This is a genomic window from Halalkalibacter alkaliphilus (assembly GCF_023555415.1).
In the GTDB taxonomy this organism is placed as follows: Bacteria; Bacillota; Bacilli; order Bacillales; family Bacillaceae_D; genus Halalkalibacter; species Halalkalibacter alkaliphilus.
Map to the genome: position 1 here is coordinate 103,391 of NZ_JAKRYL010000009.1, position 15,908 is coordinate 119,298.

The 15,908-nt window shown below is 39.6% G+C and carries 12 protein-coding genes and 1 riboswitch; of the genes, 9 read left to right on the forward strand and 3 right to left on the reverse strand.

The window, feature by feature from the left end; genetic code table 11:
* Positions 1–594: 594 nt before the first annotated feature.
* The 7 genes from MF646_RS10510 to MF646_RS10540 all read left to right on the forward strand — a co-directional run bounded on the left by MF646_RS10510 (position 595) and on the right by MF646_RS10540 (position 7,943).
* A complete protein-coding gene (locus MF646_RS10510) occupies positions 595–2,265 on the forward strand; it encodes an EAL domain-containing protein (RefSeq protein ID WP_250096451.1) in 1,671 nt (556 codons plus the stop codon).
* Positions 2,266–2,364: 99 nt separating this feature from the next.
* Positions 2,365–3,555 (forward strand): class I SAM-dependent rRNA methyltransferase, encoded by a 1,191-nt coding sequence (locus MF646_RS10515; protein WP_338035489.1) that lies wholly within the window; start codon positions 2,365–2,367, stop codon positions 3,553–3,555.
* Positions 3,556–3,653, forward strand: a riboswitch (guanidine-I (ykkC/yxkD leader).
* A 62-nt stretch (positions 3,654–3,715) separates the two neighbouring features.
* Positions 3,716–4,063: a DMT family transporter gene (locus MF646_RS10520; protein WP_275980279.1), complete on the forward strand. Its 348-nt coding sequence runs from the start codon at positions 3,716–3,718 to the stop codon at positions 4,061–4,063.
* Between the two features lies 1 nt (position 4,064).
* Positions 4,065–4,379 (forward strand): DMT family transporter, encoded by a 315-nt coding sequence (locus MF646_RS10525; protein ID WP_338035490.1) that lies wholly within the window; start codon positions 4,065–4,067, stop codon positions 4,377–4,379.
* Positions 4,380–4,433: 54 nt separating this feature from the next.
* Positions 4,434–5,258: a glycosyltransferase family 2 protein gene (locus MF646_RS10530; protein ID WP_250096452.1), complete on the forward strand. Its 825-nt coding sequence runs from the start codon at positions 4,434–4,436 to the stop codon at positions 5,256–5,258.
* A gap of 76 nt (positions 5,259–5,334) precedes the next feature.
* A complete protein-coding gene (locus MF646_RS10535; protein WP_250096453.1) occupies positions 5,335–7,524 on the forward strand; it encodes a DNA topoisomerase III in 2,190 nt (729 codons plus the stop codon).
* A 38-nt stretch (positions 7,525–7,562) separates the two neighbouring features.
* Positions 7,563–7,943, forward strand: a complete 381-nt coding sequence (locus MF646_RS10540) for a VOC family protein (protein ID WP_250096454.1) — start codon at positions 7,563–7,565, stop codon at positions 7,941–7,943.
* Positions 7,944–7,993: 50 nt separating this feature from the next.
* On the opposite strand, the gene MF646_RS10545 is transcribed toward MF646_RS10540, so the two are convergent.
* The 3 genes from MF646_RS10545 to MF646_RS10555 all read right to left on the reverse strand — a co-directional run bounded on the left by MF646_RS10545 (position 7,994) and on the right by MF646_RS10555 (position 12,978).
* A complete protein-coding gene (locus MF646_RS10545) occupies positions 7,994–9,982 on the reverse strand; it encodes a methyl-accepting chemotaxis protein (RefSeq protein ID WP_250096455.1) in 1,989 nt (662 codons plus the stop codon).
* Positions 9,983–10,119: 137 nt separating this feature from the next.
* The gene (locus MF646_RS10550; protein WP_250096456.1) at positions 10,120–11,265 is read right to left on the reverse strand and encodes an IS4 family transposase; all 1,146 of its coding nucleotides are present in this window, start codon (positions 11,263–11,265) and stop codon (positions 10,120–10,122) included.
* Between the two features lie 171 nt (positions 11,266–11,436).
* Positions 11,437–12,978, reverse strand: a complete 1,542-nt coding sequence (locus tag MF646_RS10555) for an FAD-dependent oxidoreductase (protein ID WP_250096457.1) — start codon at positions 12,976–12,978, stop codon at positions 11,437–11,439.
* 88 nt (positions 12,979–13,066) lie between these two features.
* Here MF646_RS10555 and MF646_RS10560 point away from each other — a divergent pair, with 88 nt between their 5' ends.
* Positions 13,067–13,714, forward strand: a complete 648-nt coding sequence (locus tag MF646_RS10560; protein WP_250096458.1) for an NAD(P)H-binding protein — start codon at positions 13,067–13,069, stop codon at positions 13,712–13,714.
* Positions 13,715–13,881: 167 nt separating this feature from the next.
* Positions 13,882–15,366: a degradosome RNA helicase CshA gene (gene cshA / locus MF646_RS10565; RefSeq protein WP_250096459.1), complete on the forward strand. Its 1,485-nt coding sequence runs from the start codon at positions 13,882–13,884 to the stop codon at positions 15,364–15,366.
* Positions 15,367–15,908 lie beyond the last annotated feature (542 nt).

The window sequence follows — 15,908 nt, forward strand, 5'->3', positions numbered from 1 at the left end:
CCAAGGTTTTAAGCCTAAAGGAGCGAACTTCCCCTTTAGGCGCGCAGCGAGCGTAGCCATTGCAAACATGATCGCACAGGTAAGGACAAATGTACTTTTCGTATATAAAAGCTAACCGAAAGGCGGATATTCCCTTTTCGATTGCCGACGCAATGAGCGAAGCCACTGCCAAGGTTTTAAGCCTAAAGGAGCGAACTTCTCAAAAAGGCGCACGGCGAGCGCAGCCATTGCAACATATTCGCACAGGTAAGGCGAAACGTATATTTCATATATAAAAGCTAAACCGAAAGGGGATTTTCCTTTTTCGGTTATCGACGCAATGAGCGAAGCCACCGTAAATGTTTTAAGCCTAAAGGAGCGAACTTCCCCTTTAGGCGCGCAGCGAGCGTAGCCATTGCAAACATGATCGCACACGTAAGGCGATAGTAGTTTTTTAAGCAAGAAAACAAAGAACAAAGGCGACCTTCCCTTTGTTCTTTTAGCTTATATCAATTTTGACTATCTTCTTTTTTACTGTAAGATCAAATAAAATATATATATTAATATGAATGTTTCGGACTTCAAAAGTTTTTGTTGGAAGGATGGCGTTTCGTATTGGTTAATAATAAAGAACTTGTTCCAATTATGAATATAATCAAGTCGTTCGAGCTTATGTACGGAGTCGTTTTTTTAATGGAAGTAATAGACGATCACTATGTCTATCGCTACATAAGCCCGGAGGCGAAAGAACTTGCTTCATTAGATGAAAGTTTTCTTGGTAAACAACTGAATGAAGTGTATCCAGACTATATTTCAGACCATTTAAGTTCTTTCTATAACGAGGCAAAAGAAACAAGAAAGCCCGTTGTCGTTGAGGACAAGCTTAATATGGAGTTAACGGATGAAGTAGCAAGATTGGTGATCATGCCCTTGATTCAAGCTGATGACGAATTAACGTATTTTATTAGTTATACAGAGAGAACAAGATCTCCAAAGGAAGCAACTGTTGATCTTGTTACAGGCCTTCCAAGTTACCATTTGTTTGTTAGCAAGTTAAAGGAAAAGCTTCAAATAGCTGATAGCAATCCGATTGCCTTATGTTACCTCAAGCTTAGGCAAATAAAGCGAAACGAGGAAGGAAGAACGAAAGAGATTGACCAAGCTGTATTTATTGCTGAACTTACAAAGCGGATTTTGAATATACTTCCTGAAAAAGAATCGGAGCTAGCGCGTGTAGTTGGAGATGAACTTGTTTGTTTTTTTTCAACAAAGCACGATGCAGTTGCCTTAGTAAAGGAACTTCAACAAGTGATTTCGATACCATTTTCTGTAGACGGTATGAAACTCGTAATGGAGACCGCGGTAGGAGTGAGTTTCCAAGAGGTAGGAACAAAGTCAGAGTTGAGCCTGCTTAATGAAGCGTATCATGCTATGTTGCAGGCAAAGCAAGAGAAGGGGAATTCGGTAAAGGTATTTGATATGAATCGTCAAACGGAAGTAATGAGATCAAAACCTCATCTAGTTCACGAATTAAAAAAGGCGATTGTGAACAAGGAGTTTGTCGTCTATTTCCAACCGATTGTTAATGCTGCAACAGGAGGAATTCATTATGAGGCATTATTGCGTTGGTTTAGTTCGAAATTAGGACCGGTACCACCAGATGCATTTATTATGGCTGCAGAAGAAAGTGACTTTATTCAAGAGATTGACCTATGGGTGATTGAAAAGGTTTGTGAGCATGTCGCAAACTCTCATGAAGAGCTACGTTATGTCTCGATAAATCTATCAATTAAAACGTTTCAATCCACAGAGCTAGAAAAGAAGCTTCTTGCAGCTTGTTCAAAACATGGAATTGACCCAAGCTTCATAGAACTTGAATTAACCGAACACACCCTTTTAGAAGATGAACAATTGTTAATTGAGAAGTTAGGCTGTTTACGTAAATTAGGGTTCAAAGTAGCAATTGATGATTTTGGTATGAGGCATGCTTCTTTTAATTATTTACGGGTGCTGCCCGTAGATAAGATAAAGATTGATAAAGCATTTGTGCAAAATTTAAAACGAAATTCAAAAGAGCATCATATTATTACGTCGATTCTTACTTTAGCTAAGAAGATTGGCGTAAGAGTAACGGCAGAAGGTGTTGAGACAGTGGAACAAGCCAAGATGCTAGTCGACGCTTCTTGCGATGAGTTACAAGGTTATCTCTTTGGTAAACCAGCTCCTAATGAAATTGTTCACAAGGCTTCTAAACAAGCAAGAGAGCAGTGGAGTAGTTTGTTATAATTCCTACAGCCAATTATGGTGGCTCGATTATTGGTTCAAGTTAACTCGTGCTATAATGAGTCAAACATGTTCGAAATATAAGTAGATTGGATGATATGTGTGACGGAAATAACAATCGAGGTAAAAAAACGTAGTTCGGAAAAAATGAAAAAAGGATTTCCTCTAATCGAACAAACCGCACTAACAAAAAGTATGCAGAAAGCAGAAGAAGGAACGATCCTTCGTGTTGTGGATGAATCAGGCTTATTTGTTGGGAAGGGGTATTATGGTAAGCAAAATAAAGGAGTAGGGTGGATAGTAACGAAAGATCCGTCCGAAACGATTGATCGAGATTTCTTTTTAGAACGAATTCGAGCAGCTGTAAACCGTCGAAAGAACTTATTCAACGATAATGAAACGACTGCTTTTCGTCTGTTTAATGGAGAAGGAGATGGCATTGGCGGTCTAACGATTGATTTTTATGATGGCTTTTATGTAAGTACGTTGTACAGTGAAGGGATTTATCATTTTCGAAAAGACATTTATGAGGCATTACAAAACGCCGTTACCTTTAAAGGTCTATATGAGAAAAAGCGATTTGCTAGCCAGGGACAGTATGTAGAAGATGATGATTTTGTTATGGGAGAACGTGGTGAGTTCCCTTTAATTGTTAAAGAAAATGGCATGAATTTCGCTGTTAATTTAAATGATGGCCCAATGGTCGGTGTTTTTCTTGATCAGCGAGACGTACGTAGACGAATCAGAGATGAGTATGCAAGTGGCAAACATGTGCTAAATACATTTTCGTATACAGGTGCGTTTTCGGTTGCAGCTGCCCTTGGCGGAGCTGCGAAGACAACAAGTGTCGACCTTGCTAAAAGAAGTCTAGCTAAAACAATTGAACAGTTTAGTGTAAATGGCATTGATTATGAAGCTCAGGATATTATTGTGATGGATGTGTTTAACTATTTTAAATTTGCAAAGAAGAAAGGGAAGTCATTTGACCTTGTCATCTTAGACCCACCTAGCTTTGCAAGGTCAAAAAAACATACGTTTAGTGCCGCGAAAGATTACACAGGTTTGCTACAAGAAGCGATTGCCATTACAGAGAAAAATGGAGTCATTATTGCCTCGACAAATTGCAGTACATTTTCTATGGAGAAGTTTCATACGTTTATTAAAGAGGCATTCAAAAAGGAAAATGCAAATTATCAAATTTTAGAGGAATACACGTTACCAGATGATTTCAAGACGACGAAATCATTCCGTGAAGGAAACTATTTAAAGGTCGTCTTTATAAAAAGAAAATAATAAAAAGCTTTCTAGGGTTCCGCGTGTACATACGGTCTGGTCCAAGAGAAAGCGCATAGAAGCTTCTATGTACACGGAGGGAGAAAAGCCCGGGAGGTTACTATCATTTGATAGGGACGTTTCGGGCTTTTTTATTTTTTGAAAAGTGAGGGTTTGAAAAATGAATAAAAACATTGCGTGGATGCTGCTTGTCATAGCAGCAGTCTTTGAAGTTGGTTGGGTCGTCGGATTGAAATATGCTGCAAGTTATGCAACATGGGGGCTGACAATTGTTGCGATCATTGTTAGTTTCTCAGTTTTGATTTGGTCTGGAAAGGTGCTTCCAGTTGGAACGGCTTATGCTGTTTTTGTTGGACTAGGCACAGTTGGAACGGTGATTGTTGACCATATCATATTTGCGGAGCCGTTTCGCTTTTCGGTTCTATTCTTTATCAGTGTATTGCTTATTGGTGTAGTTGGGTTGAAGGTGAGTACACCAGAGCAAGAAGAAGCAAAGGAGGGGCAATAAAGTGGAGTGGGGTTATTTAATTTTAGCAGGTTTGTTTGAAATGGCGGGTGTAGCAATGATTACTCAATTTAATCGAAAAAGGGGAGTGCTGCAGCTGCTATTACTAGTTAGTGCGTTTGGCTTGAGTTTTCTATTTCTATCATTAGCTATGTCCATCTTACCAATGGCGATTGCCTATGCTGTTTGGACTGGAATAGGGGCAGCTGGTGGTGTAGTAATAGGGATGTTATTTTATAATGAATCAAAGCATTGGAAGCGACTTTTCTTTTTGAGTATGATTATTTTCGCTTCAGTTGGGTTAAAGCTTGTCACATAGCTACACATCTGAACGTAGGTGTGTTATAACATTAGTAAAAAACTGGAAAAGGTGATGAGCGTGCAGCCCTTCATTTCGATTGTTATTCCAACGTATAATCGTTTGCTAGAGTTAGCTGAACTACTACAGTCACTAGCGAACCAAACATATCAGAATTTTGAAGTAGTAATTGTTAATGATGCAGGGAAATCAGTAGAGGAGGTTGTTCTTCTTTATCCTGAGCTATCTTGTACCATTGTCAATTTATCTAATAATCAGCATCATGTTCAAGCTAGAAACGTTGGAGTGGAACTTTCAAAAGGGGAATATATTATGCTCATTGATGACGATGATTGGATTGTACCAACTCATCTTGAACGAATGATAGAAGCTATAAAGGATGCTGATTTTGTACATTCGGATGTTGAAATTGTTAACTACAAAATAGAGGCTGAACAGAGAATTCCTATTGATCGTAAACTTTTTGCCTATCATAATAGGTTAGAAGATATGAAGGTATTCTCAACATTTGTCCCGTCTGGATGTCTTTATCGTAGAACGATTCATGAGGTGGTAGGTCTGTTTGACAAAGAGATGAAGCATTACTGGGATTGGGATTTTTATTTGCAAGTAGCAGGAATGTTTCACGTGAAACGCTTACCTGTAGCGAGTGTGATTTATAATTTTTCTGAAACAAGCAGTAATGAGTCAAAGAATATGGACAGTATGAGAATTCATCTAGATCGCTTATCAGAAAAGCACCAATTAGGCTTATTGCCGACGATGAATTTTCGTTTGCTCCTAGAAGAACCGGCTATGAAAAGAAGAGAAGCAAAAAGTGAACGCATATGGAATGGTGTAGGTGTGATTTCAAGGTTAAAGCGAAAACCAATTGGATAATGAGGTATGACTGTGTCATATCTTTTTTTAAAATGGAATGCTATCATGTAAGCATTAGAGTGGAAAGGATGTTTTGATGCAAAAGTCAGTTGTCTTAGCAGAAAAACCTTCTGTTGCCCGTGATATTGCTCGAGTATTGAACTGTGGGCGTAAAGGAAATGGGTTTCTAGAAGGGGACAAATACATAGTAACATGGGCGTTGGGACATTTAGTTACATTAGCTGAGCCTGAAAGCTATGGAGAGAATTATAAAACGTGGAATTTAGATGATTTACCGATGCTTCCAAACCAGTTAAAGCTTGTTGTGATGAAACAAACGAGCAAGCAATTTAATGCGGTAAAGGCTCAACTGCAGCGTAAAGATGTAGGAGACATTATTATTGCTACAGATGCAGGTCGTGAAGGAGAGCTTGTTGCCAGATGGATTCTTGAAAAAGCACATGTAAATAAACCGTTGAAACGATTATGGATATCCTCGGTAACAGACCGTGCAATTAAGGAAGGTTTTGCGAAGTTGAAAAACGCGAAACAGTTTGAAGGTCTCTATCATTCGGCTGTCGCTCGATCAGAAGCGGACTGGTATGTGGGAATGAATGGAACGAGAGCATTAACGACGAAGTTTCATGCTCAACTTTCTTGTGGACGGGTTCAAACCCCAACGCTTGCAATGATAGCAAAAAGGGAAAAAGATATTCAAACATTTAAGCCTGTTCCTTATAAGCAATTAACGGTGAAAACCGAGGATGGAATATCGTTTCATTGGGTTGATCAGAAGACGAATGAACGCCGAATGTTTGATGAGACAAAAGCAGAAACGATTCGTACGTCACTTAAAGGGCAAAAGTTAAACATATTAGATATTCAAAAGGCTGCTAAAAAGATTGCTGCTCCTAAGTTATATGACTTAACAGAACTACAGCGTGAAGCGAATAAACGATTCGGATATTCAGCAAAAGAGACGCTTTCTACCATTCAGCGTTTATATGAGCAGCATAAAGTGATCACGTACCCGAGAACCGATTCAAATTATTTATCATCCGATATGGTTGATACGTTAGCAGATCGCATAAAAGCTTGTGATATTCAACCATTTCGAAAATTGGTTTCCCAGTTAAAGGGCGTTAAAATTGATAAAAGCCTAGCTTGTATCAATGATCAACAAGTATCTGATCACCATGCGATCATTCCAACAGAACAATCTCCGGGACCGAACGCATTAAGTGAAAAGGAAACAAAATTATATCGCTTAATTGTACGACGCTTTCTAGCTGCTTTTTTCCCAGCAAATGAATTTGAACAAACAATGATTACAGCAGGAGCTGCGAAGGAACAGTTTATTGCAAAAGGGAAGAGAATGACAAGCGTAGGGTGGAAAGTCGTTTATTCCGAAGACGCGTCGTATTTAGATGGAGATGAGCGTGAGAGTGCTCTTCCAAAGTTGAGCGCAGGTGATGCGCTACCTGTTCAAGAAATTAATGTTGCTTTTGGACAAACAAAGCCGCCAGAAAGACTTACAGAAGGTACGCTGCTTTCTGCGATGGAGAAGCCAAGTGCCTATTTAGAGAGCCATAATAAAGAGTTAGCACAGACGTTAGGAAAGACAGGCGGAATTGGAACAGTTGCGACAAGAGCGGACATAATTGAAAAGCTTTTGAATACTCATTTAGTAGAAAAGAGAGACAAATATTTACATGTAACAGGCAAAGGAAAGCAGTTACTAGAGTTAGTTCCTGCTGAACTAAAATCACCAGCACTAACAGCAGAGTGGGAGCAAAAGCTAGAGCAAATTGCGAAAGGGCAGTTAGAGAAATCTGTTTTTGTGGCAGATATGAAACAGTACGCAGCAGACATCGTTCGCCAGGTTAAACAGAGCGAGAAGCAGTTTAAGCATGATAATGTAACGGGAAGCCCATGTCCTGATTGTGGAAAGCAGTTACTTGAAGTGAAATCAAAGCATGGAAAGAGACGTGTTTGTCAGGATCCGGGCTGTGGCTACAAGAAAAATATTTCTAAGACAACGAATGCACGCTGTCCAAAGTGTAAAAAGAAATTGGAGCTTTGGGGAGAGGGCGAAGGTCAAACATTTGCTTGTGTTTGTGGACATAGGGAGAAGTTATCAACGTTCCAAGAACGAAGAAAAAACAACCAAAACAAGAAAGTATCGAAGCGAGAAGTAAATAATTTCATGAAAAAGCAAAACAAACAAGAGGAGTTCACCAACAACGCATTAGCAGATGCGTTAGCAAAGCTGAAGTTGGATGATTAGACAAATCGCTTGTGTTGCGAACTGAGGGGGAGAAAACGTTGAAAGCAGTACTTCTTCATCATGTTAGTTTACCGGTATCAAATTTGGAAAGATCAAAAGCATTTTATGGCAAAGTTCTTCGATTAAAAGAAGTAGCAAGACCGGATTTTGACTTTGATGGTGCTTGGTATCAAATCGGAGAAGGGCAACTTCATCTTATTGTTGATGAGACAATGCCTCGTGAAGCAGAACAAAAAATTAACTCTAGAGCACTGCATTTTGCACTTCGCGTAGAGGATTATTATGAAACGGCGGAGTGGTTGAAGAAACATAATATTACCATCGTTAAGAAGCCCGATAGCAAGAGTGGGTTTGCACAAATTTTCTGCTGTGACCCAGATGGACATATTATCGAACTGCATGTGGAACAACCTTTGTAAGAGAGAAAGAGCTAGGTGTATAGTCAGCACCTAGCTCTTTCCTTTTTTGTTTAGTATTTAAATTGCTTCATTCTTTCTGTTAACTCAAGGGTTGCATCATTTAATAATTCGGTTGAGTTGGAGACAGTAGAAAGTGCTCTTCTTTGCTCATCTGATGAGGCTGCAACTTCTTCGGAGGCGGCTGTAGATTGCTCGGACACAACAGCGATGTCTTCTATGGAAGCAACAACCGCATCTTTGTGATCGGTCATTTTTTTTACTTCTGTCTTAATGGAGTTAATGGCAGAAGTCATTTGATCTACTACTTTTTCTATTCCTTCGAAACTAGCTTCTGTTCTTTGTACAGCCAAGTTCTGTTCTTCAGTAATGGTCTTAGTTGAAGTCATTTCATGAACCACTTTATTTGCCTCAAGCTGAATACCTTCAATCGTTTGCCTGACTTTATTTGTCGCTTGAGAGGATTGCTCGGCTAACTTTCGTACTTCAGCCGCTACAACAGCAAATCCTTTTCCGCTTTCACCAGCTCGTGCCGCTTCAATACTAGCGTTTAAAGCGAGAAGGTTTGTTTGGTCAGAAATATTATTAATCGTATCAATGACTTGACCTACTTCAATAATCCGATCCGATAAAGTATGAACGGCTTTTTCTACCCCTTGAATGACGGAATTAAACCCTTGTGTTTGTTCACGTAATAAGAATACCGTATCAGAGCCTTTTTCATTTTCTCTTTTTGCCTGTTGTGACAAGGTTACAAGAGTAGCAGAGTAAGTATTTACGGAGTCAATTTGTTTGGATAGATCAACAGTTGCTAGCTTCGTTGAATCAATATCCTCAGCTTGTTGTAAGGATCCGCTCGCTATTTCATTGATAGCTGCTGCAACTTCATCGCTCGAAGCAAGGGTTTCCTCAGCAACAGCTGATAAGTTTTCCGTAGATTGAGAAACTTGCTCAACAGATGTTTGAATCGAGTCAATCAACCCTTTCATGGAGAGGACCATTCGATTAAAGTCATTGGTTAATTGCCCAATTTCATCTTTTGAATTGGATGAAATTGATACGGTTAAATCACCGTTAGCTACTAGACTTACTTGATTACGAAGAGCGACAATTGGTTTTGATATTTTTTTCGAAACAAAATAAGAAATGCCAATGGCTATTAGGATTGCAATGAAAGCAGTAATAAGAATCGTATTACGTAGCTCGTTCGCTTGCGCTAGCATTTTTTCTTGTTCAAAGACAGAGCCAATTTTCCAGTTAGTTGATTCTATCGTTTCGTAGAAAAGGATCTGGTTAGAACCGTCTTGGTTATATTCAATAAGTCCATGACTTCCACCGCTTAGTATTTGAGCGACTACCGGATCCTCACGGTTGTTTTCTGTCATAGTAGGGTGGACGAGGGCAATGCCTGCTTCATCGAAAAGGAAGAAGTAGCCGTCATAATTTAAATTTGTGGAAGAGACGATATTTGTTAAATCTTCTAGAGATAAATCAAAGCCGATGACCCCTAAAATCGAATTACTCGAACCGATAACCGCTTTGGCAACCGTAACTGTGTACTCGCCTGAACTTGCATCTAAATATGGCTCTGTCCAAATAACTTCACCTGGATTCGCTGAAGCTTGTTCATACCATGGGCGAACACGTGGATCATAGTCTGAACCGACATCAATAAATGGTTCTGCATAAAACTCACCTTGATTCGTTCCTAAATAGCTAACCGCAATATTTTCATTTTGCTCATTGAAGATCAGGAAGTCTTCGCTTACTAATTGCCAAAGTGCTTCTTTTTCTTCACCTGCAGCATTCAGAAACTCAGATATTACATTATTGTGTGTGTAGCGATACATGGAAGAAGCGTAGTTTGATAGATAAAGGTCAATATGACTCTTTTTATCGGCTGTAGAGATAGCTCCTTCTGATAGAATATTTGCTTCAACCTGTTGCTTTACTTGCCAATATGTTATTGCAGAAACTGCAAGTAACGTAACAACTAAAATCAAACAGATAAGACTAATTAATCTAGTTTGAATTGATTTCATTAAAGTACCAGCCTCCTAGTTGAGTAATAATGATATTATCGGCGCAATTTCAATGAAGTTCAACAAAAATGTGAAAAAAGATCTAGGAGAAAGTGAGGGGGGAGGAGGGGGGGTCAGACCCCAGGGCTGTTGATTAACTAATATTTTCCATCTAAATAAGATAGACTTCTCCTATTTAGATGGAACCACTGAATTTCAGCTTTCACCTCACTTGGGAGAGTATGCTGAATAAACCTGCGCGAGAAATCCAAAAAATTTAATGAATAAACCATACTCCAGGCAGACTTCGTTTCGTTATATAACCAGCGTAACAGTAAATACGAGATTAACGTTCCAAAAACTTGGCTGTACACTGCATTTTCGGACATTCCAAATAGGTTTGATAACTTGAGGTTTTGCTTGACCCATCTAAAAAACAGTTCAATTTGCCAACGAGATTTATACATGGAAGCAATGGCTTCTGCTGAACAATCCATTAGATTAGTAGCTACACGAATGTCATGCCCTTCTGAATCCTGAAAGGTGACAAGACGATACCTTTTCTTTGTCTCACGTGAACCTTTACCTAGAATAGCTGTTTCATCCCTAACAATGTTGGTCTTCTCTACATTCAATCGTTTTAACGCTTTTCGCTTTGATGCTGTATAAGCATCCGCAATTCTGATCACAAAATGCTGGTTTTGTTCATTTAGGTCTTCAAAGGTTGCTGTACTAGCATACCCTCGATCACCTATGAAAACAGCGTTTATATCTTCATGAGTATAAAGTTTAGGGGCAACCATAATATCATGATCGCGTCCCGTTGTTTCAATGACTTGGCTTGGTTGATGGTTCAAGAGATCAAATGTGGTATGAAGTCGTATCGCATGGCGACTGCTTGTATAACGCGCCCATGAATAATTAGGATGTTTAAACGTAATGGTCGTTGAATCGACTGCATAAAGTTTATACTTTTTCACAAATGACCGACGAAGCGATCGGTTCATTCGTTTGATAAGCAATTGAAAGATCTCACGAATGAGTTGGTAAGGTACACTTTTTGCTTTTTTCGCAAGGGTTGAATGGTCTACATTCGGTAAAGTAGAACAGTTTGGTAAATTTGCCTCTGCCTCTCGAAAACCTGACCATGCTTTCGTAGCCGCAATGGACCAAAAGTGGATGAGATGAATGAAATTGAATTTCCGTGCCGTCTCTATATAGCCGTATTTTACTGCAATTTGGTCGAAATCCTCTTCGGAAATGAATAATTGTAACAACTGAGGAAGTGTGTTAATCTTGTTCATGAAAAGCCATTCTCCTTTGTGTTTGTTAGCGGTAACTACACTTTAACGGAGATGGCTTTTTTTGTCTTTTTATATGCTTATATTTACTAAATTCTGGCTAATCAACAGCCCTGGGTCAGACCCCTCGGTTGTACGTTAATGTGGTAAAGAGGGGTCTGACCCCTTATTCACTTATTCGATTTTTTTGAGTGGTTTTTTTGCTGGGCCTTCGATTACTTCTCCATCATAGGAGTAGCGTGAGCCGTGGCATGGGCAGTCCCATGTGCGGTCACCGTCGTTCCAATGAACTTCACATCCCATATGTGTACATGTTGTATCAACAACGTGTAGATGGCCATCTTTGTCACGATACGCTCCAGCTCGTTTCCCGTTAACATTTACGATCTGGGATTCATCTGTTTTTACATCATCTGGATGAAGCTCGCTCTTATCAAATTTTCCTTGTAGAAGTTGCTTTGCTACATCGGCGTTGTTAGTAATAAATTTCCTGACGCTTGGGTCAGCAATGAAGCGTGAAGGTCTATAAAGAGTTTCATACCTATTTTTACGATTTAATATTAGGTCGCTTATTAAAAGACCTGCCATCGTACCGTTTGTCATCCCCCATTTTCGATAACCGGTAGCAACGTATATATTACGATGTGTCCGATTAATTCTTCCTATATACGGCAGTTTGTCGAGTGTGACCATATCCTGAGCGGACCATTTGTATTGAATATCTAGCTCAGAAAAAAGCTCCATTCCGTACTGTTCTAGTGCTTCATAGTGATATTGGGTATTGATTCCTTGTCCTGTTTTGTGTTCCTCACCGCCAATGATCGCAAGCTTTTCACCGTCTCTCATCGTATAGCGTAATGAACGAGACGGAGAATCAACGTTTAAATACATTCCATCTGGGCATTCACCTTTTTTTACCTTTGCTGCTAATACGTAGGAACGTTCTACATACATACGTGAAAAATAAAGGCCGCCTCCATCATAGAATGGGAAGTGAGAGGCAACGACAACATGATTTGCAGTCAGTTTTGCCCCGCCTTTAGTCATTATGACAGGGTTAGGTTGGTGTTTAATATCAACTGCTACCGTATTTTCAAAAATCTTACCTCCGTTTTCTTTAATCTTATTGACTAAATATGAAAGGTATTTAAGTGGATGAAATTGAGCTTGATTTTTCATGACGAGAGCTGATTTAATTGGCAATTTTAACGGGATAGAATCAACAAGTCCACCGTCTATTCCTAATGTTTTGTAAGCTTCGTTTTCCTTTTCTAACTTATTTACACCTCGATTTGTCGTTGTGTATAAATAAGCGTCCTCTGATGAGAAGTCGCAGTCGATTTGTTCTTCTTTGACAAGGTTTTGAATAAATTGGAGAGCATCAGTCGCTGCTTCATAATAAAGCTTGGCTTTATCTTTTCCTAAGTGGGAGATAAACTCGTCATAAATGGCACCATGTTGTGCGGTAATCTTCGCTGTTGTATGGCCTGTTGTTCCATTTAATAATTCATTCGCTTCTAGTAATGCGACTTTTACACCTTCTCTTGAAAGAAGATAAGCAGTTGTAATCCCTGATATTCCTCCACCTACTATCGCTACATCTATCGCTGCATCTTCTTCAAGCGAAGGAAAAGATGGCAAGTCAACGGAGTCGCGCCAATAAGGTTCTGGTTGCTCTGGCATGGAAGAATCAATTAAAGTGTAATCATCTGACATTATGTATCCCTCCGATAATTGGAATTTCTTTTCATACTATAACCAAACGTAGGGTTTTCATGTATTAGAGCAAAAGGAGGGTTTGCAAGTGGAACAAAGAACAGCGCTCGTAGTTGGGGCTACAGGACTCATTGGCCAATTCCTTGTGAAGAAGCTGGAACAACAAAAGGAGTATAAAAAAATTTATATTCTTGTACGAAGAGACATAGAGGTAAATAGTAAGAAGGTTGAAGTCAAAGTTGTTTCATTTGACTCTTTAGAAAGTAGTGATATTCCAAAAGTAGATGATGTATTTTGTTGTTTAGGGACAACGATGAAAAAAGCAAAGACGAAAGAGGCATTTAAACAAGTTGATTACGAATATCCTTTGAAGATTGCAGGTGCATTGCAAAAAGGAGCAAAGCAATTTTTAGTCGTGTCAGCCATTGGAGCAAGTGAAACATCCCGCTTTTTTTATAGCCGTGTAAAAGGGGAGATGGAAAAAGCAGTCATGAAACTTGCTTACTCACATATTCATATTTTTCGCCCTTCTTTATTGCTTGGCGAGCGTAATGAACTCAGGATAGGTGAGAAGGTTGGTGAATGGGGAGCGAAGTTAGCCAAGCCATTGTTGAAAGGGACGCTCTCTAAATATCGGGCCATCTCTGGGGAACAAGTTGCACAAGTGATGGTTAGAGCAGCTTTAACGAAAACAGATCAACGTGTGTTGATTTATGAGTCAAATCAATTGGGTTAATTATGAAGGGGTCAGACCCCTCTGCAGGTTTTCACCGCGTTGTTGCAATACAGAGGGGTCTGACCCCGAAAAAATACATATTGTGTTGTTGATCTGGACATGTTAGTATTGAAGGATGTTTAAAATTAAGTAACATGGTGAATTCACCAAAAAAGGAGATTATATATTTGGCAACTTTTTATGATTTTGACTTGGATCACAAAGTGGTTCGAGCAGTAACAGAAATGGGATTTGAAGAAGCGACACCGATTCAAACAGAAACCATTCCAACCGCATTAGAAGGAAAAGACATTATTGGGCAAGCGCAAACGGGCACAGGTAAAACAGGTGCTTTCGGTATTCCGCTAATTAACCGAATTAATGTTGAAGAAGCACATGTTCAAGCACTTATCCTTGCCCCTACACGAGAGCTTGCGAATCAAGTCGCAGAGTCCCTCGTTAAATTTGGTAAGCATAAAGGCGTTCGTACGGTTGTCGTGTATGGTGGCCAGGACATGCGTAAACAAATCAATGATTTGAAACGCAAGCCACACGTAGTAGTAGCAACACCTGGTCGCTTAATGGACCATATGAGAAGAAAGACGATTCGTTTAAACGAAGTAAATATGGTTGTATTAGACGAAGCTGATGAAATGTTAAATATGGGCTTTGTTGAAGACATTGAGACGATCTTAAAAGAAGTACCGACAGAGCGTCAAACGCTTTTATTCTCAGCGACTATGCCAAAGCGAATTGAAAAGCTTGCACAGCAATTTATGTCTAACCCGCAATTAATTGCGGTTAAGGCTAAAGAAGTAACAATGGAAAATATTGAACAGCAGTATGTAGAAGTTCACGAAAAAGAGAAGTTCGACGTGCTGAGCCGTTTCATGGATATCCAATCTCCTGAGCTGGCAATTGTTTTCGGTCGTACGAAACGACGTGTCGATGAGCTGTCTGAAGCACTAATTAAACGCGGATACCGTGCAGAAGGAATCCATGGTGATTTAAACCAAGCAAAACGTGATAGTGTCCTTCGTAAGTTTAAAGGTGGTTTAATCGACGTATTAGTTGCAACAGATGTTGCTGCTCGTGGATTAGATATTAGTGGTGTTACACATGTTTATAACTTTGACCTTCCGCAAGATCCTGAAAGCTATGTTCATCGTATTGGACGTACAGGACGCGCTGGTAAGTCTGGTCTAGCTGTAACGTTTGCTACGCCTCGTGAAATGGATCATGTTCGTACCATTGAGCAAATTACGAAGAAAAAAATGAACAAAGTTCAAAAGCCTACGTTTGAACAAGCGATTAAAGGTCAACAGGAATTAGCTGTTGAACAATTACGTTCATTAATTGCTAGCGGTGATGCCGATAGCTATCGTAAAGCAGCTAAAGACTTACTACAAGAATCAGATGCAACGTCTGCTCTTGCAGCTGCATTAAAACTTCTAACAAAAGAGCCGGATACAACTCCAGTTCGTTTAACAGGAGAAGCTCCTCTACGTGTGAAAAAGCGTCGTGATGGTGGCGGAAGCGGTGGTGGAAAACCGTATCGTGGACGTCGTGATCGTGATGATCGCCGCAGAGGGCAGTTCCGTGGCAAAGACGATCGTGGACGTCGTCAAGGCGGACGCGGCGGACATGGCCAGCGCAAAGCGAAAAATGCATAAGATAGTTAAGGTAACATGATGTATTCAACTAGAATACATCATGTTTTTTTGGGTGTTTGGGTATAGATGAGGACCCAAACAGGAGAAAAGTGCCTCATAGGTTTGATGAAGACCGAAACAAGCTAAGGATCAAAGAGAAAAGTGCCTCATAGGTTTGATGAAGACCGAAACAAGCTAAGGATCAAAGAGAAAAGTGCCTCATAAGGTTGATGAAGACCGAAACAAGCTAAGGATCAAAGAGAAAAGTCGCTCATAGATTAAATGAAGACCAAAACAAAATAAAAACCAAAAGTAAAGCTCATCATACTCCATACAACATATTAATTCCAATATGATATTGAATACACTCACTAGTCTCCTGTAACATTGACTAGTGCCATGAGAGGCAATTACGAACCTGATTTTGGGAGTATCTGGGTATATAATCCTTCTAATATCAATAGTCAGAAAAATAATTAAGGAAAAAAGTTTTGAGAAAATTCTCATATAAGTAAGCCTTTTCATTACCTTTGTTGAGCAGATTATGCCGTTTTTGTCGAAAG